Below are 23,827 nucleotides of genomic sequence, written 5' to 3'. Positions count from 1 at the left end.
GCCATTGCCCGAGAGTGATGTGTTCTGTACAGAAGAGGCGATATTATGATTATCATGAAAACGATGGAAGAGATCGAAAAAATGCGTGCGGCGGGAAAAATTCTCGCTGAATGTCATCGTCAAATTGCGCAAATTCTACAGCCGGGAATTACTACCTGGGAGATTGATGAATTTGCAGAAAAATTTATACTGTCTCAAGGAGCGACTCCTGAGCAAAAGGGATATAACGGATATCCGTATGCAACCTGTGCATCTGTAAATGATGTAATCTGCCACGGATTTCCGAAGAAGGAACCACTTAAAGATGGAGATATAGTAACCATAGACATGGTAGTTAACTTAGATGGCTGGTTGGCAGATTCCGCTTGGTCATATGGGATTGGCAACATTAGTGAGCAGGCGACTAAATTGCTAGACACCACAAAGGAATCTTTATTCCGTGGTATCGAGCAGGCAGTTGCAGGCAACCGTATCGGGGATGTCGCTCATGCTATTCAAGTTTACGCAGAGTCTAATGGTTTTTCTGTTGTGCGTGATTTTATTGGCCATGGGATTGGTTCAGAAATGCATGAAGCACCAGAGGTACCTCACTATGGTCCAGCTGGCAGAGGACCTCGTCTTAAAGAGGGGATGGTATTTACCATTGAACCGATGCTGAACACAGGCAGCTACAGAACAAAAATTGATGCGGATGGTTGGACTGCACGTACCATTGACGGCGGTCTGTCAGCACAGTATGAACATACATTAGCTATCACCCCTCAAGGAACCATTATTCTGACTGAACTATAATTTAGGGTGGAAAATAGACCTGATTAGCTTCATCTTCTCATGATGTTGCTGATCAGGTCTATTTGTTGTTCAATTAATCAGTTAATCAGTAATGTTGCGAGTATAATATTCAATGATATCTTTTCGACGAATAATTCCGACAAACACGCCTTCTTTATCAATCACAGGAACAAAATTCTGATCTGCGGCGAGCGTCAGCATATCCTCCATTTCGGCATTTATGAGAACGCTCTCGTTATGAACATGCTTCTGGATATCGCTTACTGGAACTTCTCCTATATTGTCAAAAGTTAGACCTGCTGTGTTTTTCAGCTTCCACAATAGATCACCTTCCGAAAGTGTTCCTACATATTTTCCTTCATTATCAATAATAGGGATAGCCGTATAATGGTGCTGCTCTAATTGTTCTAAGGCTTCCAGCATGGATAGTGAGTTAGTGATATAGGCAACTTGATCTTTAGGCAACAAAAAAGAGGATATTTCCATCGGCATGAACTCCTTTGTATTGAAATTTTTTTAGTTAGGCTACTTTTATTTAAACATACTTTTTGAAGGGATAGGTGTTTTAAATTTTATTATTTAATTATAGGTGAAAAGACCTATTTAATGATAGTCGTAATTTGTCGATTAAAGATAAGGTATATTATCCTAGAGTGGAGTTGTTCAGATGGCGTTATATCGTAGGCTTTCTTTAACGGTTAAATTTGTTCTGGTAGTAAGTTTAGTTATCATTGTTATCTTTTTCTTTAGTCTAATCGCGAATCTGCTTAATCTGCGAAGTGTGAGCATATCGAACGGTGAACTAGAGGCGGAAGTTGCTGGGCGAAGTTATGCGGAAACTATTCAGAATAGTATGGTAGACATAGAGTCGGCAGCAAAGGTATTCACAGAAGTACTGGTTGAATCAAGAGAACATCAAACTTTGAGTCGTGAAGAAGTTATTTCTACAATGAAATCGATGCTTGAGAATAGACCCGAGCTTTTTGCAATTAGTACAGTGTGGGAACCCAATGCCTTCGATCAAAATGATCAGGCTAATATCAATAAGACGCCATATGATGATGGTACGGGGCGTTTTATTCCTTATGTTCTTAGGAATCAAGGTTCAATAACGGTTGAACCCTTAAAGAATTACGATGTAGAAGGTGCGGGTGATTATTACCTTATACCTAAAAAAGAGAAAAAACCGATCTACATTGAACCCTATTCCTATGAGACGACTGGTGGGGCTATAGAGATGATTTCGGTTATGCTGCCCATTTTGGACAAATCGGGCACTTTTCTTGGGACGGTAGGATTTGATGTTTCGTTATCAAAGCTCCAGGAGGATGCTGAGAAATATAAACCTATGGGTGGATACGTTTCTCTAGTCACGGGTAATGGTAAATATGCAGCTAATCCTAATGATCCAGAAAGTGTACTTAAAGATTTCGGTGATACGGAAGAGAAAGCTGCACTGTGGAGACAAGTGAAGAATGGGAAGTCGGTTCAGGGGTACACCAATAATTCGAAAGGAGAAAATGTACTTCGTATTTTTGTTCCGATTCCACTGCCAGAAAGCGATCAGGTATGGTATACGCAGACTGCGATTCCTAAAGCTACAATCATGGCTGATTACGAACAAACGAAAACAGAATCATTTATTATCATGATTGTTGGGATGCTGATTCTAGGAATAGTTATAGTCTTACAATTATGGTTAATGGTGATCAAACCGCTTCGAGTATTATCTGAGAAATTGCAGCTTATGGCTCAAGGGGACTTAACACAAACATTGCAGGTTCGAAATGATGATGAATTCGGTAAGATGTCTTCACATTTTAATCAGATGACATATAAGCTTCGAGAAATGTTTGGACTTGTGGCTGATTTATCGATGTCAGTGGGTGCTACTTCTGAAGAGTTGACAGCGAACGCGGAACAGACAGGGAAAGCTGCTGAACAGATTGCTGTGGCTATTGGACGAGTCGCCGAGGGAGCGCAACTGCAGAATGGTTATGCAGGAGAATCTTCTCTGGCCATGAGCGATCTTAGCATTGGAGTGCAACGTATCGCTGACTCTTCATCAGCGGTGTCTGCATCTGCAGACGAAGTAACCGATCAAACGAAGAGAGGCAGTGCACAGCTTCAAATGGCGGTGAACCAGATGACAGAGCTTAAGCAATCCGTGGACGAGACCAGTCTGGCGATTGAACGACTAGGTGAAAGATCTGTACAGATTAGTGGGATTATTGGTCTGATCTCAAATATTAGTAAGCAGACTAATCTATTGGCATTAAACGCAGCAATTGAAGCATCCAGAGTGGGTGAACAAGGTCGTGGATTTGCTGTAGTAGCTTCGGAAATACGGATGTTGGCGGATCAAACGAAACAAGCTGCCGAACAAGTTACTGAATTAGTCGAACATGTGGTCCAAGATACTAATCAAGCCTCACAGGCTATGGCCGTTGGTAATGAGCAAGTACGTATCGGTGTGCAGGGTGTATCTGACAGTGATCTTTTGTTTACATCGATTCTTGCTGAAATGACACAGGTTACAGATCAGATTCAGGAAGTATCTGCAGCTGCACAGCAGATGACTGCTGGTACAGAGCAAATTTCAGCTAGTGTAAAAGTATTAGCCGAACTTGCATCAGAAGCGTCCGCAGATTCACAAAGTGTAGCAGCAGCCTCAGAGGAGCAGCTTGCTTCTATGGAAGAAATCTCAGCTTCGACGGAATCGCTCAGCTCAATGGTGCAAGATTTGCTGGACAAATTGTCTTATTTTAAAATTTAAACTGATGTGATATCGTGATTACAGGTGGGAAACCCTGTCCTTTTATAAAGGATTAGGGTTTTTTCCATTTCTTACATAATCTAAAAGGTATCTACATGCCATCGGATGTGCTATAATCAATATATCGAAAGTAGTTACCTGCTAATTCACATAGCGTAGAGGGTTATTCTTAAGATGACAATAACCTTGTACCATATGTGAATTTTTATTTTTTTAGAGATTTTGTAAGAGATTTTTTTGGGATAAGAATAACATGTAAATTAAAAAAAGGTGGTAATTATATTATGCAAACAGGAACAGTGAAATGGTTTAACGCAGACAAAGGCTTTGGTTTTATCGAGGTTGAAGGCGGAGAAGACGTATTCGTACATTTCAGCGCAATCACTGGTGACGGATTCAAGTCTTTGGATGAAGGACAACGTGTAGAATTTAACGTAGTTCAAGGCAATCGTGGTCAACAAGCTGAGAATGTTGTAAAACTCTAAAGTTGTGAAAAAAATCCCCAAACTTATAGTTTGGGGATTTTTTTAAATATAAGAAATTATAAGTTTCACACAATACTTTATGTCTTATATTTCTCGCTTAGTAGAAAGGTGGCGGATGTAAGTGCAGGTGTTTGAAGACTGGAATTTAAAAGTGAAGAAAACCTTTAACGCTACAAGCAACAAAGAAGTATTGACTGTGTCTGAAGCCGGTAGCTTGCTTGGTCTGTCTAAAGATCAAATGAAAAGCTATGTAGACCAGCATAAGTTAACCAAAGTCCCAATTATGAGAAGTGTTGTCAGGTATCTTTTACTGAAAAGTGAAATCGATACGATCCTGAACAAAACCTAATGTAACCTCAATAAACTTAGCAGACCCATCCTTGATAGGATGTGGTCTTTTTTTTGCCTCAAAAATTTCTTATAAAAAGAAACTTATCGATCCAATGATCGTCTATAATAATGGGATATTTAGGTAATGGAGGGTAGGCACAAATAAAAAGTGATGTTCATTAATGGTGAGAAGTCGCATAAACAGAAAGGGTAATTCATTCAAATGAAAAATAAACAGAGCACTCATCCACCTGCTTCATTTGGTTTAAGTAGAATCGAGAAAAAGAAAGTGAAAAAGAATAAAATCAGCAAGAAAATGAAGATTTGGTATTTTTCGATCGCTACCTTACTTCTTGTTGGGCTGGGAGCCTTTATTTTCCGTAAAGAACTAATGATTTTTGGGTTTAATAATATTGTAGCACCAACTATTGAACACACCCTTGAAGAGTCCTATGTGCCGTTGGAAGACACTGAAGAATCTGGATTACAAGCAACGACGGAAAATAAAGACCGTCCTTTCTCTATCCTTCTACTAGGCACCGATCAGCGTGGCAAAGAAAACGGACTATCTGATTCTATTATTTATACAGTTATTCGACCTGTAGACCATAAAGCACTGCTCGTCTCCATTCCCCGTGATTCATATACTGAAATTATTGGAGCAGAAAATATCAAAGGAGCACGAAAAGAAACCAAGATTAATGCAGCGCATTCCTACGGTGGTCCTCAGATGAGTGTGGATACCGTTAAGAATCTACTGAACGCACCTATTGATTACTATGCTACTATTAATTTTAATGGGCTTGTGGGTGTTACAGATGCTCTTGGAGGAGTGGTGCTTCCAATCACCAAGGTGATAGAGAATAAGAGCCCCGATCATGAGAAACTAAGAATTGAGCCGAACAAACCGATCTATTCCGGTAAGGAAGCTTTAATGTATGTAAGATATCGGGAAGATTCTGATTTTAAGCGAACAGAGAGACAACGGATTTTCCTAAAAGCAGCGCTTGATCGGATGAAAAGAATAGATAATATTCTTAATATACAGAACATTATTGAAATTGCTGGCAGTAACTTTAAAACCAATATGAAGTCAGATTTTATTTTGGATTTGGCTAAGAAGGTAATTCTTGAAGGTGGAACCCCTGAAATAACGAGTCATATGCTCCAAGGGGAAGGAAAACATACGGATCAATGGTATTATATACTCGATGAAAATGATGTAAAGCGTACCCATGATATGATTGAGATTTGGCTGAATCCAGAATCTACTGAGGCTGATCTAATAACTGCTTCTAAGGATGATGCTGCATAATATTTTTGCTATTCTATTTTATATTCACACGGAGGTTAGCTTCTATGGCAGTAAAATCAAAGGAGCAAATGATACTCGAATTTAAGTCTCTTATTCCATTCGTGAAATCATTAGAAGAGGTGCCAGATAAACATTGGGATAAGCCCATAGCTACTGGTAAATGGACCGTGAAGGATATTCTCTGTCACCTCATGCTCTGGGATAAATATTTCTATGAAGGTGCTATTAAGAAGATTATTTTGAAAGAACCACTAACAACGAAACATTTGGATTTTAACGAATTTAATGCTAACGCGATTGAGTATGCCAAATTGTTATCCAAGCAAACCTTGATTGAACAATTTGTGCTCTACAGATCTAGAATTTTAGATGCAGTCTCTGGATTATCGGATGAAGAATGTGATTTGGAATATAAGGATGGAGACCGCAAGAAGTTCAGTGTTCGCAAGTATATGAGAAGTTTTATACCACATGATAATCATCATAAAAAACAGATTGAACAATTTCTAAAATACATACAGCAAGGTTGAAAGCTTGCCTTTTATGGTTTAAGCTTTAGCGCGATTCTGAACCAATTTCATGGATTGGCGAATGAGTATTGGGCCGAACATGCTGCCGGCTGAGGCGGCTATAAAGGAATGTAAGGGAAACCTAATGGCAAAGTAAATGACCGTTCCAGCTACAAAGTCAATAAGAATGAATTTCTTGATCTCGGATAGTGGGATTGTGACGAATACAAATGATTCTTTATTTTTCAAGTGGTTGACCTCCTATTTGATAACGCAGCATATAAATCCACTGTTCATTCTATTTTGAGAACAAGATGTCCCATTCGAAATATTTAGACTAACGGCATAGAAGAGTAAAGGGTGAAGACTCGAATGGATAATCAGGATCATCAAAAAGAGCGGAAACCGCTATTATATATACAGACAGCAAATCATGTTATGGAAGAAATAAGGAAGAGAAGGCTTCAGTCACATGATCTTGTCCCATCTGAAGGGGAAATTGCGAAGTTGTACGGTGTCAGTCGCATGACGGCGAAGCTTGCTCTGCAGATCTTGGAGAAAAAAGGGATCGTTTATCGCCATGCCCGTCGTGGGACATTCATATCCGCTGATTACCAGCATACACATTCCGGTGAACAGATGCTGGAGAAGGTGATCGAGGAGAAGAAACCGATACGAAGGATTGCATTGGTGATTCCTAATATGGATGATTATATTGGTAGAATAATTACTTCCGTCGAAAAAGAAGCGCGTGAAGCGAATTGTCATTTACTCATTCGAATGACTGGGGACAAAGAAGACGAAAGCATATGCTTGCAAGAACTGTACGATGATCAAGTGGAGGGTATTATTTTATATCCGCGTGGGAGTACGCAGTGCAGTGAGAAAGTATTGGAGCTTAGTCTATTAAACTACCCTCTAGTTATCATTGATCGTATCTTTCGAGAGGTGCAGATTGACTGTGTCTACCATGATCATTACCAAGGGGCTTATAAAACCACCCAGTATTTGATTGAGAAAGGCCATCAGGAAATCGGATATCTTTCAATGGCATTTGATGGTGTGACGAGCAGGGAAGACCGGTATAGAGGTTATCTTCAAGCTATGCTGGATCATGATCTGCCGGTAAACAGCCGTAAAATTTACTTGAGCTGCTCAGAAGATTATATGCATCAGTTGAATGCTCCGAATGTGCAGTTGGCGTCGTTTTTAGGTAATAATTCCGCTTTAACGGCAGTCGTATGTGCAGACGACTATATCGCTGCATCATGCTTGTATACGGCAATCTCCATGCAAATATTGGTTCCGGATCATTTGTCTATCATAGGGTTTACCGACATTCAATTGGCAAGCTTGCTGCCGGTTCCATTAACTACAGCAAGACAAGCTACAGAGAAACTCGGACAAGCAGCTGTCCAGCGAGTTGTTAAACGGATGGATAATTCACGTGAAGGGGCGCTAACGATTAAGATTGATACCACCATCGTCGAGCGAAGCTCCGTTAGACCCAACGTTATTAAATAATTCGCTTGTAAATTAACTTTTGAGGCTCTTTCCCCACATTTTTGTGGAGGGAAGAGTTTTTTTTATATCAGTGATATAAAATTTCGACATTGTATTTTTCATATTATTTAATGTTATTATTTCGGACTATTTGGTTGTATAGATCAGTGACATATAATAATCTGAAAATAGATCGTTGGAAATTCCAGTTTTCTATAAGCCATAATCTAACGGAAGCAGGTCGGGAAAATGAATAACACTAAGAAGGTCCATGTTGTATTTAAAACGCATTTGGATATTGGGTTCACGAATTTGGCTGCGCATGTATTAAGACAATACATGGAAGAGTATATTCCGAAAGCGATCGCTTTGGCCGATACATTAGAGGCTGAAGGAGGCCGCGCGCAATTTGTATGGACGACTGGATCCTGGCTAATTCGTTATTATTTGGATCGCGCACCTGCTTCGGAAAGAGAAGCGATGGAGAAGGCAATTCGTAAAGGACATATAGTGTGGCATGGGTTACCGTTCACTACACATACAGAGCTTATGGATAAGGAGCTTTTCCAATACGGGCTAACGATCAGCCAAGAGCTTGATCAACAATTTGGAAAACAAACGATAGCCGCCAAAATGACGGATGTGCCAGGTCATACCCTGTCCATGGTTCCGTATATGCAGAAAGCAGGCATTCAGTATATTCATCTCGGAGTTAACCCAGCATCTATGCGTCCTGATGTACCAAAGCTGTTTCGCTGGCAGGCAGAGGATGGCAGCGAATTAATTGTGAACTATGCCGGAAGCTACGGAGAGCCGGTTGAGATTGAAGGGATCGACGATATATTGCTATTTGCGCATACAGGTGACAATTGTGGGCCGCCAAGTGCTGAGGAAATCGAAGAGCAGTTCCGTGAAATCCAAGAACGATACCCTGACGCTGAGATTATAGCGTCTTCACTAGATGCATTTGCAAGAAGTCTTATGCAAGTTCGCGAGCAGCTTCCTGTGGTTAGTGAAGAAATCGGTGATACTTGGATTCATGGTGCAGGGACAGATCCATTAAAACTTGCCAAGCTTCGTGAGCTTCAACGTTTGAGAAGCAAATGGCTGTCCGAAGGAAGCTTAGACGAGCATAGTACTGCCTATAAAGGGATGAGCGATGCTATGTTGATGGTAGCAGAGCATACATGGGGTTTAGACGTAAAAAAATGGCTTCCTGACTTTCGAAACTATGCGAAAATAGATTTCAATGATGCTAGAATCAAGGACGAGATTGATGTAGACGATATTCCTGCGAAATTCAATTATATTGGTGCATTCGCTATGGATGAATTCGATAAACATTCTAGTGGTTTATTTGCCTCAGAACAGAGCGTCCGAAAGTATTCGATGATCGAACGTTCTTGGGCGGAGCAACGAGGCTATCTGGATCAGGCAGTCGCATGCCTGGATAAAGATAAACAAGCGGAGGCAAAGGAAGCGTTCGGTAGGCTAGAGCCTACGAGGAAAGATTGTTCCGCTGATGCTGAGCAGGTTAGTGTCCAAGAGGTGTACGCGGTTGAGGGTTATAAACTGACCTTTGGTGTGAATGGCTCACTTGTTCATTTATCGGACGCTAATGAGAAAGTATGGGTAGACGAAAGCCATCCCTTCGGCGTTTACGCCTATGAGACGTTTGGAACGGAGGACTATGCCAGATACTTCCGTACCTATATGCAAAATTTAAGCTTCACCCATCCATGGTCTGATGCCGACTTTAATAAGCCTGGCTTTGAATTCGTTCGACCATTACCTAGCCATCAACTATATGAGCCCATCGTAACTGATATGATGCGAGTAAACGGCAAACGGTTCTTGCTACGTTTACGCATGCCGGTACAAGCCTATGAATTATATGGTGCGCCGAAGGAACTTGAATTAGTGTATGATTTTGAGCATGAAGGTACGGTTGACGTATCACTGCAATGGTTCGGAAAAGAAGCGAACCGCCTTCCAGAAGCAAGCTGGTTCGGTTGTGCATTGAATGTCGATAATCCAAATCTTTGGATGATGGATAAGATGGGCTTGCCAGTCTCACCTTTGCGTGTAGTGAAGGACGGGAATCGTAATCTTCATGCCATTGGACGTGGCGTTAGTTATCAGGGGGCAGATGGGAGCGCCTTTATCGAAACCATGGATGCTGCTTTGGCTGCACCGGGTCAAAAAAGACTGCTACAATTTGATAATTCTTTTGTTTCTCTAGATAAAGGATGGCATTTTAATTTGCACAACAATATCTGGGGTACCAATTTCCCTATGTGGTACGGTGAAGATGCAGTATTTCGTTTTCGTCTAAATTTACAATCGAACCATAAGTAAAATAATAGATGTACTTGTGACTGAAATGCACCCCTTAGAATAAACATTGGAAAAACCTCTGGGTCCGATGTCTTTCTATGAGGTGCATTTTTGCTCAGTTTCTGCAACTGATAAGATCTCAATGTTAAAAAGACAAATTTCCACTTGGAAAATTTGGTTTTCATAGATGATATCCCATATTCCGCCGATTTCTTCTACCGCATTCTTTACGCTTTTTAGACCGATACCATGAAAATGCTTGTCTCGTTTTGTTGTGGCTAATTCCCCGAAATGATTCATACGTATTGAATGCTGATATGGATTCTGTATTCTGATAAATAAAGTACCCTTATGATAATGAAGTTGGAATTTAATATAGGGCTGAGTCACACCTGGATGCTTGCATGCTTCTATGGCATTATCAAGGGTGTTCCCTAGAATAATGCTAAATGCATAAGCATCAAGGTCAAGCTGAGGTGGAATCTTAATATCCGTTTGAAAGGAAATACCCAGCTTTTTGGCAAATTGCGACTTGTAATTAATGATAGAGTCGATTAGGATGGAGCCGGTATTACTTTCACCTGAAGAGAGTTCTATTACTCCAAGAAGCTTATCCACATCATTCAGTCCGGCTTCTTTTTCCCCAGCTTGTAATTGAGACCTCAGGCCGAGCAAGATATTCCTGAAATCATGTTGAAACGTAAAGACTTCTTGCTGCCTTTCTTTCGTGAGCAGATACTGGTTCATATAGTAGGTGTTTTGCTGTTCCAACAAGTAGTTTTTATTCTGTGCCGATTGTATGGTTAATACACGATCACACAAAAGAATGATCAGGAAGTTGATTAACAGCAATCCTCCGGACAAAGTCGGATACAACGCCGGATATTCCCGCAATGACAGATCGCCCGATAATTTTGCAATACTGAGGATGCTGATAAACGGAAAGCAGAACAGCCCGATCCAATACCAACTGCTTAGACTGCCCTCGCCAAAAGCTTTGGTAAAACGAAGCGTGATCTGTACCAGTATAAACATCAGAATCTTCGACAAAAACAAGGTAAAGATGTATCCGCTTGTCGAATACACAGGTGCAGTAGCTGCATCCGAAAGAATAATCAGTGCGACTATAAATAAAGCAGCACCAATTCGCCATTGTATTTTTCCTTTATACAAAAAGGACAAGAGAACGATCCCCACTATATTAAGCCCTAGCATCCATAAGCCGGGGAATGGGCTGTAATGAAGGAGGAGTACGAAAATATAATAAGCAGTGTATACGGAATAAAGGATTACTTTGGATTCCCAAAGCCGTGGGAAACAATGATCATAGAAATAATGAATGATAAATGGGAGAGCTGCCAGTGTGAGGGCATAGAACAGCTCATCCAGTAGAATATTATTCAAGCAGACTCCCCCTGAATTGCAAATAACTCTTTTTCACTACGGTGCTTTGCTTATCGCTAATCGGAAGTTCTTCCCCACTCGTTAATACAATTTTTTTGCCCTGAATTTGTTTTATGTAATCGAAATTCACAAGATACGATTGATGAATCCGCACAAACTGCTTCGAAGGTAGCTTTCCTTCTTCTATAGATAAAGTACTGTAATATTCCGTTTGATCTTCCGTTGTTTGCAAAATGATTTTTCGGCGATCACTTGCCAAGTACATAATATTACGGATTGGAATAAGTAGTTTAGTTCCGCTTTGGTGTACAGGCAGTAATTTTGGTTGATTTTGCTGACGCTTGACCTTTATTTGCTGAATCATAGAGATTAGTTTTTTTTCAAAAGACTCGTTATGTATAGGCTTCTTTATAAAACCAGAAGGTTGAACGTCAAATAGTTGAACATGATACTCTTCGTGGCTCGATACGTAAATCAACCGAACCCTATCATTATCACAATCTCTCCGTAATATATGACCCGCTGTTATTCCGCTTATTCCCTTCATTTCTATATCCATAAAAATAAGATCAAATGGACAACCATGTTGAATGGCTTTCGTGAAACTTTCACCAGAATAGAATATGGATACCTCTATCTTTACGGTCTGCTGAATGGGATGGTTAAGGATCAATCTCTCAATACATTCTGTTGTCTTAAAATCATCATCACAAATAGCAATATGTATCATGTGAAATTCCCCTCCTGTGTATAAATAATAATACATTATATGGGAGTATAATCAACCTTTATCCTTTTAGGGATCACTTGGAAGTGGTGAAAGTTACATTTATTCCAGTGTTTTTTACTATTGCGATTAGTAATTCTAGTAAACATGCTAATTTAATATCAATTAGTAGTAGACGGTATGGAGGAGTTGAAAAATGAATACAACAATCTTTGAAGCTGAGGGATTAACTAAACAGTACGGCAGTGCAAATGCGCTTCAAAATATAAATATGCAGATTAAACAGGGTGATATCTATGGTTTTGTAGGTGAGAATGGAGCAGGTAAAACCACACTCATGAAAATAATTAGTGGCTTAGTTTACCCTACAAAAGGGACTATCCAATTGATGGGTAAAAGTAGTGAGAAGGACATCGCACGAGTCAGGAAAAAAATGGGGGTTTTAATAGAGCTACCTGCCCTCTACCCCCATATGAATGCTGAAGAGAATTTAAGCTTTTATTGCAAGATTCATGGTATTTCGGATTTTAAGAGAATTAAAGATGTGCTGAATTTAGTGGGACTAACGGATGTTGAAAACAAAAATACAACGGAATATTCTCTGGGCATGCGTCAACGCTTAGGGCTGGCAATTTCCCTTCTCAATGAACCGGAATTTTTAGTGTTGGATGAACCGATTAATGGACTTGATCCTACAGGAATTGTAGAAATGAGAAAATTATTGGCTAAGCTGGCACATGAAAAAGGGGTTACCATCTTGATTTCCAGCCATATCTTGAGTGAGCTCCAATTGTTAGCTACCAAATTCGGGTTTATTCATAAAGGGCAGTTCATTAAGGAAGTCTCTGTGGAAGAACTCTTACAATCAGCCGAAGCGCAAATTTGTATTAAGACCGTTGAAATAGCTGCGGCAATAAACGTGCTTAAGAACGATCTTAATATTCATTCGATCACATTGTCAGAAGCCGGAGAAATATTGGTTCCCAAGGATTTGACAGATCTTGAACAGTTAATGTCAACGTTAATTAGAAATGGAATTCCACTTGAAGGAATTAACCTGTCCACAGCAAATCTTGAGCATTATTATATGGATCTGATAGGAGAATGAGCAATGAGGGATTTTCTGAAAGCTGAGTCTTACTTTATAAGAAGGGATATCATGTTTAAGGGAATTTCTCTTCTGTTCCTTATAGCAAGTCTGGTATTAGCAATCTGGATTGGCGGTAAAGCTGGTTTTGAAATCGGTAATCTCGCGGAACCCTTAACGATTGTGACACCTTTATCTTTATTTTTTTATTTTATTATTCCAGTTTACGTATGTTTTTTTGCAACCGAAGGATTTGAATATGGATCTATCAAAGTTATCCTGGCTTCCGGACAAAGTAGGTTTATCTATATCACGGGGAAATACCTTTCTGTTTTTAAAATTATTATATGGTGGATTTTACAATTTACAGTAGTGTTTTATCTCGCTTATATGATAGCTGCTTTGATAATTGGGACTGACATCGGTAATCGTAATTTTTCTGCTGACTTGATTCAAGTTTCCCGTGTACTGGGATTAAATATCCTTTATTTATCAGCTTATGCTGCTCTAATCATTATGGTAGGTATTCTTATTAAAAGAACGGCTTCAGCGGTGGTTGTAACTTTTCTAATTATATTTGGCGACTTCATGATATCCGGTTATTTCCGTGATGCTTCCTCCGCATTGTTAAGGGGGATTTCAGACCATGCTTTAACGACCCAAGTTATGAAGTTTTCCGGAATTTACGTCGTTAATTCACAACATATAGTCCTAACCGGAGCAAAGAGCTTTATGGAAGTGGTGCTGATTCCTGTGATTATCATAGCTATTAGTTTGTCTGTCACCTATATTTCGTTTGGAAAAAGAGATATACACGCGTAGATAAAGGAGGAATTGAAATGGACAGGGGTAATAGATCACCAAAAACGATCGTTATTGTAGGTGCGTTGCTAGCTATTGTAGTTTTTGTTGTTCTTTTTGTTGGTATTGAGATGGGATGAGGCTAGTCTCAGTATATGTTGCGGGGAGTTATGTGAAATGAAATACAATGTAGTATGGATCAGCATTAAAGAGTTATTTCATCCTTACCGTAAAAACATTTGGATAATCAGTATTGTTATGTTGGTGACTTCTATAGGGAGCTTTTTGACTCCTTGGTTTACCAAGCAACTTATTGACATTGGTATTCTAGGTTTGGATTTTTATCGAGTTATTCAATACGTAGGGCTAATTTTTTTAGTATTCCTTATCCAACAATTACTTGGTATTTTTCAATTCTATTACTATAAGGAAATAAGTGTGAGAATACCATATGACTTAAATAAGAAAGCTTGTAAACATGTGTTATCCGTACGCACGAAATTTTTTAAAGACAGAAATTTCTCAGTAGTGATGTCTGAGCTTTTTCAAGATATCGCCAACATATCGTCTTTGACAGACACGCAATTTTTAACATCTTTCGTTAATCTATTTAAAGTTTTCGCCGGCTTAACAGCATTGTTTTATATTAACTGGAAATTAACTCTAGTTATGCTCGCTACAATTCCAGTCAAAATGCTAATTAGCAGTTTTTTATATAAAAAGCAAGTAAAGGTATATGAAATCATTATGCACTTGCAATCAAATTTCTCAGAATGGTTAGGGGATGCAATTAGTGGCATTGAAGCGATAAAAGTATGGGGGATTACTGGAAAACGACTAGCGAAACTGAAAGTGAATCTGGATGGAAGTAAAAATGCTAAATCCAAGTTAATGCGTTATGGATTTATTGATAGTATATCGGGTTCGTTTATGACGACATTGTTTACTTGTGGTCTTTACTTGTACGGTGCTTGGTTAATCCAAAAAGATGAAATCACCATTGGCGGTCTGGTATCTTTCATTTCGTACTCATCATTGGTATTTGAACCAATTACTATCATATCGTATTTGATTACGCAATTATCCAGCGTGAAACCAGCCTTTGAGCGGTTTTTAAAATTTCTAAATACCGATGCTGAAATTGATAAACCGGAAGCGAAGGAATTATTAGAATCAATATCTATCAATGATCTGAAATTCGAAAACGTATCCTTGGTTTATGAGAATGAAAAAGCTCTGGATCAAGTGAATTTTACCATTCAAAAAGGTGAGAAAGTAGCGATTATTGGTTTGAACGGCAGCGGCAAATCATCTGTTGTAAATCTGCTGCTAAGATTCTATGAGCCAACTGAAGGCATCATCAAAATAAACGATAAAGATGTGAAAGAGTATACTTTTGAATCCTATCGCTCAATATGGAGCTTGATGGCTCAAAACAATTATCTTTTCAATGATACTGTGGCGAACAATATCAACATTTCTGAAGAGCTTACACTTACTGAGATATTGGAAAGCTGCAAACAGTCAGGGGCATATTCATTTATCCAAGACCTACCCGAAAAAATGGACACTCGAATTGGTTATAATGGCGCTAAACTATCGGGTGGACAAAAACAAAAAATAGCACTTGCCCGAACATTAGCACGTAAGGATACAAAAATTCTGCTATTGGATGAAGCAACCTCAAGCTATGACTATTATTCGGAGCAGGTTTTTAACGAGGAACTGTTATCTTCAGATCGTTATATGATGACTATCATTATCACGCATCGACCGGAAGTATTAAAGAGATTAGATAAGATTATTTATTTAAATGGTGGCAAGGTTCTTGGGATAGGAACTTTTGATGAGTTGTATACATCTCAGGAGAGTTTTAGAGATATGATTACTAGTACTCAAAGGGAGGAAACCCCGGATGCCTTTTATTCCTTTTCAAACGAGAGCGAATCTACATTACGTCTATGACATGAATAGAAACAGTATTTATAAAATCAAACAGAATCAGTATGAAGCGTTAAGTCATATTTCTGAAGGCAGTTATGAGGAAGCTGATGTAAATGTGCTTAAAGATTTTCAAAAGAGAGGGCTTTTAGCTGAATCTCCGATTCTACAAATTGAGCATCCGGCAAGTCAAATGTTGGAGTACCAGTTAGAGCGCTGTGTTAACTCAATCACTTTTCAAATGTCTCAAAATTGCAACTTGCGTTGTGGTTACTGTCCTTACTCAAGCAATGAAATTTATAATAATCGTTCACATTCTGCTCTGAATATAACCTGGGATACTCTGCAGCAAGGGATTGATTTCCTTGTAGCCCATTCTAAAGACGTGGACCACTTGCATGTAGCTTTTTATGGTGGGGAGCCTTTGATTGAAAAAAAACTAATCATAGATACTATGAAATATACACAGGAAAAAGTCAGCGGCAAAGAAATTTCCTTTGGTATGACTACTAATGGCACACTTCTGGATGATAGTTTTGCAAGGGAAGTTCGTGATTTTAACATATCCATTATGATTAGCCTGGATGGACCGAAGGATGTTCATAATGAAAATAGGACGTTTGTAAATGGACGTGGTTCCTATGAGAATGTATATCGTAATGTTGTACATATTCGAGATAACTATCCTGATCTATATCAAAAACTGAAGTTCAATACAGTTATTAGTCCAGATGGTAAGTTCGAAGAGATCTTTGATTATTTTAGAGCGGGAGAAGGAGTTAGTGACCTCTCTAAAGTTAACTTTAATACACTATCCATGAACTATACAGAGACGGAATTCGTTTATGGTGAGGCTTATTTTGAAGAGCGAAATTACGAAGCTTTGAAGGCATACCTATTGCTGCTAGGAAAAGTAAAAGAAGAGCCTGTGGCCTATCATAAACGTGATATTGAAACCATTTATAGCTACAAAGAGTTTCTTTCGCCAATCAATGAGACCCCGAAAATTGCTCATCCTAGCGGGACTTGTATACCAGGCTTGAAAAAACTTTTTGTAGATGTAAACGGTAACTTATTTCCTTGTGAGCGTATAGATGAAAATTCTTCACTAATGAAAATGGGAAATCTTCAGGATGGTTTTGATATTAAAAAGGTTCGAGAAATTTTGAATGTTGGAGCAGTTACGGAACAACACTGTAAAGAATGCTGGGCCTTTCATTGCTGCTCTATATGCCCCGCTGCAGCGGATAATGGAAAGGATGAACATTATTCAGAAAGCTATAAGCTTAGCAAATGCAACAGGGTTAAAGCGTCGGCATTAGAGAATTTGAAGAACTATACGATGATGAGGGAATTTAAATATCAGTTTAAAAGAGAGGATATTTCACTGTGAAGAAAAAACTGGCGGTTTACCCTTTTCACAAAGGTCTGATACCTTTATTGCTAACAGAAAGTGGGCTTCAGAATTTCGAGCTGATGTATGCCGTAGTTCCAAAAGGCTGGGAGTCATTCGATGAAGTGGACGACACTAAAAAGGCTTTAATATGTGATGAAGAGAGCTTTTATTTAAATGATCTGATTAACTCAGTTGATGTACTGTTATTATGTAAGCCTCAATTTCAAGTTGATGAATCAGGTTACTGCCGGTTAACTTCTCTTGCAGAAGAGAAGGGAAAGCATATTATGTACGTGTCTGAATTAAAAACTGTATTAAACCAATCAACCATAGAGGGTTGGGAGTGTCTGGATCTAGAGCATCCTTCTATATCGAAACAGAATGCATTAGCGAGTATCGACGTCCCAGTTATTTTAATTATGGGGATGGGGGAAAACTGCGGAAAATGGAATTTGCAGCTTAAACTAAGTGAAAACTTTCGCAATTCGGGATATAAGATGAGTTTGATTTCCAGCAATGCACTATCTAGATTATGGGGATACCATACAATCCCAGACATTATAGACGGCAATGATCTAACGTTTTCAGAACAGGTCGAGAGTATTAATGCCTATATTAAATATATAGAACAAGCTGAGAATCCAGATGTCATTATTATTGGAGTTCCAGGAAGCATTCTTAAGTATAGCACTTCAGTTCCCAATGGATATGGGTATATACCTTTCCTAATCAGTAATGCAGTCACACCAGATATCACAATATTAAGTTTGTATAACGGAAATTACGAAGAATCTCATTTGAAAGAAATGAAGTCCACTTGTTTATATAAATATGGCGTTAATATTGATTACTATCATATTTCTGAGAATGTTTGTTTATATAATCCAGAAGCAAGACAACTAGAATACTATTCTGTAGATTATCGAGACTCAATGGAAAACAATTCCTATTCTCAAGAGGGGATGTATACTTTTAATCTTTCTAATTCTACAAGTCAGGAAGAGGCTTTTAGAAGAATTATAAGTGAGCTGCAAAATAATATTCCGATGATTTAAAGGAGGGGAAGGAGTTGTTGTATCTAAACGAACAGGTTATAGAAGAAACAGTCAAAAATTATGTCAAAGAATTCGATAGAACGACCAATCTATTAGGTGTAACTTCTGTTAGAAATATCATTTATATTTTAACAGATCTCGAGAATGAACTAGGATTCCAAATCAATGATTCTTTTATCCGTGAAATCAAAGACTTAACTGTAGAAAAACTTATTGAAGTTATACCGAAACATCTAAAGTAGTGGCATAGAAATTTCGCTCTATCATTCTCAATGCTGACATAAGAGATGTATTCAAAACAGACCCTATGACAAACTGAAAGGAGGGGACTAAACAATGGAACTGAATAAAAACGCTTCTCAACAAGTAGCTCCTATGGTCTCTACATTTGCAACTTGCTGGTGTATGTGTCTATGCCTTATTTTTACAGAAAAAAGACATAGTGACCAATTAGATGCTTTGAATGCTGTTAAAAATTAGTGAATTTATGCATCATTAATTGAGATCCTGTTTTTGACGAAGTTTTATTAGAAAATTGGCTGTTTTGGATACATCCTTTATGTCAGCATTTAAACTCTAATATAAAATCTCCGGCAACCATATTGCCAGGAGATTTTTTTGTTCAGGGCTTGTTTTGATTGGGCTGATATCGGAAGAGTACTGAAAGTCACAGAGGATTATTTTAATTACAGATATAATGAAAGCGTTATCTTTTCATTGCAGTTTACTTAAATTAAAAGGAGATAAGCTATGAGAGTGAACAAAGTTTCTTTTAACCAGCTTGTGTTTATTTGTTTAGGGATTCAATACATGTTAATGCATTTGTTCTCTGCAGGCGAGGCGATTGTCATCACATCCATAGAGCTTGTTATATACATGATTTTTACCGTTGTTGGCCTTGTAGGATTTTTTATACGGAGCAGAAAAGTGGATAGTGAGGCTATTTCCGGATTGGTCGCATTATTCTTCAGTGTATTATGGATGGTATCTTTATTCTCGCAATTTAAGAAAGAAAGCTACCCAGATGCTTTAACGGTAATTAATTCGCTTGGCGTTGCTACTGCCCTACTTGTGCTTCTGGCTGAGTTCATCATTATAGCTAAGGCCTAGCGTAAACACAAACAAAAAAACAAGACAGGTCTATTTAAGACTTGTCTTGTTTTTTATGCATTCCCAGAAATGAAAGCACACCCTGAGCATTCCGCTTAAATTCATATTCTGAATCATGCTTCGTATGATGGAATCTTGTTTCCGAGATTGGATAAAACGGAGTGACCTCTACATCATTCCAGACAAAATAGTAATCTTGCCCACTACGCTCGACGCTCGCTTTGCAGCCATATCCCTCATAGGTTCCCATAAATGAAGCATAAATGCTATCATCAAGCGGGTAGGCTTGCGGAGAGATCGGCACCCTTACAGGTTCGCCGAAGACTAATCCAGCTAGCGATTCCGTTAACTTAGTGACGGGTACGCAATCATAATTAGTCAACATGATTATGCTTGTTTGATCTTCAGGGTATCTATGCAGTTCACTTCGGAAGCCGCGATAGGCACCGCCGTGATACATTCTTTTTCGATCAAAACGTTCGTCCAAGAACCAACCAAATCGATATTTGAGGTTACTGGAATGAAAAGCCATCTCTAGGGTGTTATGAGACACTAATTGATCGGAGTATAAGGCTTGATCCCACAGGAAAAGATCGGCAGCGGTCGAATACATCCCGCCAGCAGATAAGATAGAACTCATATCTATGTATTCCCCCTGAGTATACTCTCCCCAAGAAGAATGATAAGGTGAGGCTAATTTTTGAATAATCTGCTGATTGTTATAAACTCCTGTATTTACCATGCCCAGAGGCTGTAATATAAAAGTAGTGATATAATCTTCAAATGTCATCCCTGTAATCTTCTCAATAATCATCCCCAGCAAATAATAACCTGAGTTGTTATAGGCAAATGAAGTGCCAGGCATAAATGCAGGGGGCTGACTCACAAATAGCTGTAACATCTCCTGTGGAGTCAGCTTTAGCTTATTTAATTTTTGATTATATTCGGGTATGGAAGTGTAGTTGGCTATACCAGAGGTATGTCCCAGCAGGTGAAGGATGGTAATCCCCTCTAGTGCATGCTGCTGAGGGAGATATTTTAGGATTGGATCTTCCAGTCTGAGACGTTTTTGTTCTTTTAGCATCAGGATAGCCATGCCAGTGAATGATTTGGTAAGTGACCAGATCCGGAATTTGGTATCTAAAGTGTTGGGGACCTGATGTTCAAGATTCGCATATCCGTACGCTTTATGTAACTTGATTTCTCCACGCTGAGCTATTAAGACTGTGCCACTTAATGGCCAGCTTTGTTCGTATTTATCTAAATAGTGCTCCAGACGCTGGAACTGTGTATCCACAGGTAACCCCTCCTTAAAGGCATATTCTAACATAATAATAAATTCAGTTGAAGTGGAGAGAAATCGATGAGATATGATTGTTTGATTATTGATGATGAAATTGAGCTTGCGGAGACCACCTGCGAATATTTTAATTTGTTTGATGTTCAAACCGCATTTGTTACGAGCGCCGATGCCTGTCGGAGCTTTTTGAGTGAGCATCAGGTGTCGATGTTACTCCTAGATATTAATTTAGGTGGTGAATCCGGCTTCCAGTTATGCAAAGAACTGCGTCAGACGACCGGGATTCCCATCCTGTTTATTAGTGCCCGCTCCAGTGAGGATGATGTATTAATTGCGCTAGATATCGGGGGAGATGATTATATTCATAAGCCATATACCCTGAGAGTGCTGCTGGCAAAAGTAAAGGCGGTGCTTAAACGGTACAACAACGAAGTTGTAGCCGAGTCCTCCCTTCTTGAATCCGGACCCATCCAGATTGATCCCGAACTCAGAAGGGCAAGTCTTAACGGCGTACCCCTCAAGCTGAAAACAATGGAATATAAATTGCTAAAGTTTTTGATCCAGCATAAAAATCGGGTAATCCCTAAAGAGGAGCTATTTACAGGGGTATGGGGGGATGTTTTTGCGGGAGATGGCACCTTAAATGTACATATCCGTCATCTTCGTGAGAAGATTGAGCAGAATCCTAACGATCCGCAGTACATCCGTACCGTATGGGGCATCGGTTATGCTTTTGAGGATAAATAAGCTATGACTAAAAAACTGCTGATAGCTCTGATGCTCACTATACTCGCTGCAAGTATAACTCTCTTATTGCTGATATTTAATTTGAAAGTGGAGACCTCAACAGACCGAGTGGCGATCAATACCATTGTTAAGCTTACAGAGCAGCATTGGGATAAGCTTGAGCCGAAACTGTACAAGGAAAGTCCTTATGATTTCGCCATTATTGATACTTCTGGTGAACTTAAATATCAGACTGAAAATGCGATTTCCGTTAGCGTTAACGAAGCTATCAATAATCGGGATACCTTAGTTGATGTTGTTGTTCGGGATCAGCTGGTGGGTAAAGTAATTATTAATAATGATTACCGTACGATTTTTATACATATGAAACAACAATTTATACAAGTTTCTGTTGCGATGCTGCTTTTGCTTACAATTTTAGGCATCCTCTATATTTGGTTCCTGAATAGATCCATTCTTCGTCCGTTTCGCAAAATGCAGCTATTCGCAAACCATATCGCAAGAGGCGATCTTGAAGTGCCTCTGGAGATGGATCGTAATCATCTATTTGGTGCTTTTACCGAAAGCTTCGATATGATGCGGGAAGAGCTAGCGGCGGCTAGGCACAGTGAATATTTAGCGAACAAGAGTAAGAAGGAGCTGGTTGCTAGTCTCAGTCATGATATTAAGACACCCGTCGCTTCGATGAAGGCGATTACGGAACTGATGTTATTAAGCGCAAGAGATGAGAAGACAAGCAGACAGCTAAATACCTTGTATTCCAAAGCGGATCAGATTGATCGTCTGGTCACAGACATGTTCCATTCCACCTTGGAGGAACTGAATGAACTAAACGTCAGCTTAACGGAGGAGAATAGTCACCTCCTGACCCAAATTATAAATAATGTGAACTTCTACGAACGGATTTCAGCTGCATCTGTGCCAGACTGTATCATTATGGTGGATCCCTTACGGCTGCAGCAGGTCATCGATAATGTGGTGAACAATTCCTATAAGTATGCCTACGCCGGTACACCCATCGATATTCAATTCGAGATTAGGGATCATTATCTGGAGATTGATGTTCTGGATTATGGTCCGGGTATCCCTGAGGAGGAATTGCCTTTAATATTCAATAAATTCTTTAGGGGCAGTCTGGCCGTGAGCCAGAACGGTGCAGGTCTAGGTCTGTACATTTCTCGTTATATGATGCAAAAAATGCAGGGCGACATTGTATGCTCCAATCGGGAGGATGGATTTACTGTAAAGCTGCTGATTCCTTTAGCAGGATAGAATTAAGAATTCGCTAAGGATTGCACAAAGACATGTTAAGAACATTTAACGTACGATTAGGTTGCAATTACGAATGAGTCTGTAATTGCAGCCATTATATTGTGCGTAGAGCTAGGGTTACTATTAGCGTAATTAATGAGCATGAACGTAAATGGAGTGTTCAACATGAACGAAGTGAATAATAAAGTATTGATGCAGACCCATAAGCTTGGAAAAACCTTTTCCCATGGAGGAACTCAGCAGCATGTATTAAAAAATCTGGATCTGACCTTATATCATGGTGATTTCACGATTATCATGGGCAGCTCTGGTTCTGGTAAATCAACACTGCTGTATGCCATTTCGGGAATGGATAAGCCAACGCTTGGAGAGGTCTTGTTTGAAGGTCAAGATATTACGGCGATGAGTAATGATCAGCTGGCGATATTCCGGCGGAAGAATTGTGGATTTGTGTTTCAGCAGATCCATCTGCTCGATTCAATGAGTGTCCTCGACAATGTATTATCAAGTGCTTTTCTTGTCCAAAAGGATAGAGCTAGGGCTGTGGAAAAAGCCAAAAAGCTGCTCTTTGATGTAGGCCTGGATGACACCATCTGGGGTAAGTTTCCAGCGCAAATTTCAGGAGGAGAAGCTCAGCGTGCCGGTATTATCCGGGCCCTTATCAACAGTCCAAAAGCGGTCTTTGCGGATGAGCCGACTGGAGCGTTAAATAGCTCAGCAGGAATAGGGGTACTGCGTGTCCTAACCGAGGTAAATAAGCAGGGGCAAAGCATAATTATGGTAACCCATGATCTCAAAACTGCGCTGCGTGGTAATCGGATCTTGTATCTGCAGGATGGGGTAGTCATCGGAGATTTGCGCCTTTCCCCTTATAGCGAAGATAGTGGACCTGAACGGCAGCAGCAATTACAGTCCTTTCTGACCGAATTGGGGTGGTAGG

The 23,827-nt window shown here is 39.4% G+C and carries 24 protein-coding genes; 19 read left to right on the top strand and 5 right to left on the bottom strand.

Features of this window, described 5'->3' with window-relative positions; all coding sequences use genetic code 11:
- Positions 1-45 precede the first annotated feature (45 nt).
- Entirely contained in the window at positions 46-792 is a 747-nt protein-coding gene (gene map / locus MKX41_RS14625; RefSeq protein WP_042129378.1) for a type I methionyl aminopeptidase, read from the top strand.
- Positions 793-873: 81 nt separating this feature from the next.
- Here the strand turns inward: map and MKX41_RS14620 are convergent, their stop codons facing one another.
- Positions 874-1,278, bottom strand: a complete 405-nt coding sequence (locus MKX41_RS14620) for a CBS domain-containing protein (protein ID WP_042189973.1) — start codon at positions 1,276-1,278, stop codon at positions 874-876.
- Between the two features lie 181 nt (positions 1,279-1,459).
- Here MKX41_RS14620 and MKX41_RS14615 point away from each other — a divergent pair, with 181 nt between their 5' ends.
- The 5 genes from MKX41_RS14615 to MKX41_RS14595 all read left to right on the top strand — a co-directional run bounded on the left by MKX41_RS14615 (position 1,460) and on the right by MKX41_RS14595 (position 6,228).
- Positions 1,460-3,568: a methyl-accepting chemotaxis protein gene (locus MKX41_RS14615; protein ID WP_339266073.1), complete on the top strand. Its 2,109-nt coding sequence runs from the start codon at positions 1,460-1,462 to the stop codon at positions 3,566-3,568.
- A gap of 284 nt (positions 3,569-3,852) precedes the next feature.
- Positions 3,853-4,053 carry a cold-shock protein gene (locus MKX41_RS14610; protein WP_036685790.1) on the top strand — a complete coding sequence of 67 codons (201 nt, stop codon included), beginning with the start codon at positions 3,853-3,855 and terminating at the stop codon, positions 4,051-4,053.
- A gap of 121 nt (positions 4,054-4,174) precedes the next feature.
- Positions 4,175-4,402 carry a helix-turn-helix domain-containing protein gene (locus tag MKX41_RS14605; RefSeq protein ID WP_042189969.1) on the top strand — a complete coding sequence of 76 codons (228 nt, stop codon included), beginning with the start codon at positions 4,175-4,177 and terminating at the stop codon, positions 4,400-4,402.
- A 204-nt stretch (positions 4,403-4,606) separates the two neighbouring features.
- Positions 4,607-5,698, top strand: coding sequence for an LCP family protein (locus tag MKX41_RS14600; RefSeq protein WP_340971413.1), 1,092 nt, complete (start codon positions 4,607-4,609; stop codon positions 5,696-5,698).
- A 44-nt stretch (positions 5,699-5,742) separates the two neighbouring features.
- Complete coding sequence (locus MKX41_RS14595) at positions 5,743-6,228, top strand: DinB family protein (RefSeq protein WP_340971411.1); 486 nt, start codon at positions 5,743-5,745, stop codon at positions 6,226-6,228.
- An 18-nt stretch (positions 6,229-6,246) separates the two neighbouring features.
- On the opposite strand, the gene MKX41_RS14590 is transcribed toward MKX41_RS14595, so the two are convergent.
- Positions 6,247-6,456: a hypothetical protein gene (locus MKX41_RS14590; RefSeq protein ID WP_042189964.1), complete on the bottom strand. Its 210-nt coding sequence runs from the start codon at positions 6,454-6,456 to the stop codon at positions 6,247-6,249.
- Positions 6,457-6,579: 123 nt separating this feature from the next.
- Here MKX41_RS14590 and MKX41_RS14585 point away from each other — a divergent pair, with 123 nt between their 5' ends.
- Positions 6,580-7,731, top strand: a complete 1,152-nt coding sequence (locus MKX41_RS14585; protein ID WP_340971409.1) for a GntR family transcriptional regulator — start codon at positions 6,580-6,582, stop codon at positions 7,729-7,731.
- Between the two features lie 228 nt (positions 7,732-7,959).
- A complete protein-coding gene (locus MKX41_RS14580) occupies positions 7,960-10,068 on the top strand; it encodes a DUF5054 domain-containing protein (protein WP_340971407.1) in 2,109 nt (702 codons plus the stop codon).
- A gap of 75 nt (positions 10,069-10,143) precedes the next feature.
- Here the strand turns inward: MKX41_RS14580 and MKX41_RS14575 are convergent, their stop codons facing one another.
- Positions 10,144-11,451, bottom strand: a complete 1,308-nt coding sequence (locus MKX41_RS14575) for an ATP-binding protein (RefSeq protein ID WP_340971406.1) — start codon at positions 11,449-11,451, stop codon at positions 10,144-10,146.
- Positions 11,444-12,181, bottom strand: a complete 738-nt coding sequence (locus MKX41_RS14570; protein ID WP_339266062.1) for a LytR/AlgR family response regulator transcription factor — start codon at positions 12,179-12,181, stop codon at positions 11,444-11,446. Before MKX41_RS14570 ends, MKX41_RS14575 begins: the two co-directional genes overlap by 8 nt.
- Positions 12,182-12,374: 193 nt before the next feature.
- On the opposite strand from MKX41_RS14570, the gene MKX41_RS14565 reads away from it, so the two are divergent.
- The 8 genes from MKX41_RS14565 (at position 12,375) to MKX41_RS14530 (ending at position 19,568) form a co-directional block, all read left to right on the top strand.
- Positions 12,375-13,286 carry an ABC transporter ATP-binding protein gene (locus MKX41_RS14565; protein ID WP_339266060.1) on the top strand — a complete coding sequence of 304 codons (912 nt, stop codon included), beginning with the start codon at positions 12,375-12,377 and terminating at the stop codon, positions 13,284-13,286.
- 3 nt (positions 13,287-13,289) lie between these two features.
- A complete protein-coding gene (locus MKX41_RS14560; protein WP_339797273.1) occupies positions 13,290-14,087 on the top strand; it encodes an ABC transporter permease in 798 nt (265 codons plus the stop codon).
- 156 nt (positions 14,088-14,243) lie between these two features.
- Entirely contained in the window at positions 14,244-16,031 is a 1,788-nt protein-coding gene (locus tag MKX41_RS14555; RefSeq protein WP_339266058.1) for an ABC transporter ATP-binding protein, read from the top strand.
- Between the two features lie 94 nt (positions 16,032-16,125).
- A complete protein-coding gene (locus MKX41_RS14550; RefSeq protein WP_340971403.1) occupies positions 16,126-17,400 on the top strand; it encodes a radical SAM/SPASM domain-containing protein in 1,275 nt (424 codons plus the stop codon).
- The gene (locus MKX41_RS14545) at positions 17,397-18,458 is read left to right on the top strand and encodes a TIGR04066 family peptide maturation system protein (RefSeq protein ID WP_340971399.1); all 1,062 of its coding nucleotides are present in this window, start codon (positions 17,397-17,399) and stop codon (positions 18,456-18,458) included. Before MKX41_RS14550 ends, MKX41_RS14545 begins: the two co-directional genes overlap by 4 nt.
- A 14-nt stretch (positions 18,459-18,472) precedes the next feature.
- Positions 18,473-18,700, top strand: a complete 228-nt coding sequence (locus MKX41_RS14540) for a hypothetical protein (protein ID WP_339242538.1) — start codon at positions 18,473-18,475, stop codon at positions 18,698-18,700.
- Positions 18,701-18,794: 94 nt separating this feature from the next.
- Positions 18,795-18,938 (top strand): hypothetical protein, encoded by a 144-nt coding sequence (locus MKX41_RS14535; RefSeq protein WP_280786537.1) that lies wholly within the window; start codon positions 18,795-18,797, stop codon positions 18,936-18,938.
- Positions 18,939-19,208: 270 nt separating this feature from the next.
- A complete protein-coding gene (locus MKX41_RS14530; RefSeq protein ID WP_340971394.1) occupies positions 19,209-19,568 on the top strand; it encodes a hypothetical protein in 360 nt (119 codons plus the stop codon).
- Between the two features lie 34 nt (positions 19,569-19,602).
- Here the strand turns inward: MKX41_RS14530 and MKX41_RS14525 are convergent, their stop codons facing one another.
- Entirely contained in the window at positions 19,603-20,865 is a 1,263-nt protein-coding gene (locus MKX41_RS14525) for a serine hydrolase domain-containing protein (protein ID WP_340971392.1), read from the bottom strand.
- A gap of 66 nt (positions 20,866-20,931) precedes the next feature.
- On the opposite strand from MKX41_RS14525, the gene MKX41_RS14520 reads away from it, so the two are divergent.
- The 3 genes from MKX41_RS14520 (at position 20,932) to MKX41_RS14510 (ending at position 23,826) form a co-directional block, all read left to right on the top strand.
- Positions 20,932-21,615 (top strand): response regulator transcription factor, encoded by a 684-nt coding sequence (locus tag MKX41_RS14520; protein ID WP_076300532.1) that lies wholly within the window; start codon positions 20,932-20,934, stop codon positions 21,613-21,615.
- A 3-nt stretch (positions 21,616-21,618) separates the two neighbouring features.
- Entirely contained in the window at positions 21,619-22,887 is a 1,269-nt protein-coding gene (locus MKX41_RS14515) for a HAMP domain-containing sensor histidine kinase (RefSeq protein WP_339266047.1), read from the top strand.
- 165 nt (positions 22,888-23,052) lie between these two features.
- Positions 23,053-23,826 (top strand): ABC transporter ATP-binding protein, encoded by a 774-nt coding sequence (locus tag MKX41_RS14510; RefSeq protein WP_340971389.1) that lies wholly within the window; start codon positions 23,053-23,055, stop codon positions 23,824-23,826.
- The last annotated feature ends 1 nt before the right edge of the window (position 23,827 follow it).

The organism is Paenibacillus sp. FSL R5-0475, from assembly GCF_038004585.1.
Taxonomy (GTDB): Bacteria; Bacillota; Bacilli; order Paenibacillales; family Paenibacillaceae; genus Paenibacillus_AQ.
This window is presented reverse-complemented; position numbering and strand designations above follow the sequence as displayed.

What these genes read in the sequence shown, in the direction of transcription:
- MKX41_RS14565 (WP_339266060.1), top strand. Translation starts at nt 12,375, where the DNA reads ATGAATACAACAATCTTTGAAGCTGAGGGATTAACTAAACAGTACGGC.
- MKX41_RS14580 (WP_340971407.1), top strand. Translation starts at nt 7,960, where the DNA reads ATGAATAACACTAAGAAGGTCCATGTTGTATTTAAAACGCATTTGGAT.
- MKX41_RS14600 (WP_340971413.1), top strand. Translation starts at nt 4,607, where the DNA reads ATGAAAAATAAACAGAGCACTCATCCACCTGCTTCATTTGGTTTAAGT.
- map (WP_042129378.1), top strand. Translation starts at nt 46, where the DNA reads ATGATTATCATGAAAACGATGGAAGAGATCGAAAAAATGCGTGCGGCG.
- MKX41_RS14620 (WP_042189973.1), bottom strand. Translation starts at nt 1,278, where the DNA reads ATGGAAATATCCTCTTTTTTGTTGCCTAAAGATCAAGTTGCCTATATC.
- MKX41_RS14535 (WP_280786537.1), top strand. Translation starts at nt 18,795, where the DNA reads ATGGAACTGAATAAAAACGCTTCTCAACAAGTAGCTCCTATGGTCTCT.
- MKX41_RS14510 (WP_340971389.1), top strand. Translation starts at nt 23,053, where the DNA reads ATGAACGAAGTGAATAATAAAGTATTGATGCAGACCCATAAGCTTGGA.
- MKX41_RS14585 (WP_340971409.1), top strand. Translation starts at nt 6,580, where the DNA reads ATGGATAATCAGGATCATCAAAAAGAGCGGAAACCGCTATTATATATA.
- MKX41_RS14555 (WP_339266058.1), top strand. Translation starts at nt 14,244, where the DNA reads ATGAAATACAATGTAGTATGGATCAGCATTAAAGAGTTATTTCATCCT.
- MKX41_RS14560 (WP_339797273.1), top strand. Translation starts at nt 13,290, where the DNA reads ATGAGGGATTTTCTGAAAGCTGAGTCTTACTTTATAAGAAGGGATATC.
- MKX41_RS14595 (WP_340971411.1), top strand. Translation starts at nt 5,743, where the DNA reads ATGGCAGTAAAATCAAAGGAGCAAATGATACTCGAATTTAAGTCTCTT.
- MKX41_RS14610 (WP_036685790.1), top strand. Translation starts at nt 3,853, where the DNA reads ATGCAAACAGGAACAGTGAAATGGTTTAACGCAGACAAAGGCTTTGGT.
- MKX41_RS14530 (WP_340971394.1), top strand. Translation starts at nt 19,209, where the DNA reads ATGAGAGTGAACAAAGTTTCTTTTAACCAGCTTGTGTTTATTTGTTTA.
- MKX41_RS14520 (WP_076300532.1), top strand. Translation starts at nt 20,932, where the DNA reads ATGAGATATGATTGTTTGATTATTGATGATGAAATTGAGCTTGCGGAG.
- MKX41_RS14515 (WP_339266047.1), top strand. Translation starts at nt 21,619, where the DNA reads ATGACTAAAAAACTGCTGATAGCTCTGATGCTCACTATACTCGCTGCA.
- MKX41_RS14570 (WP_339266062.1), bottom strand. Translation starts at nt 12,181, where the DNA reads ATGATACATATTGCTATTTGTGATGATGATTTTAAGACAACAGAATGT.
- MKX41_RS14615 (WP_339266073.1), top strand. Translation starts at nt 1,460, where the DNA reads ATGGCGTTATATCGTAGGCTTTCTTTAACGGTTAAATTTGTTCTGGTA.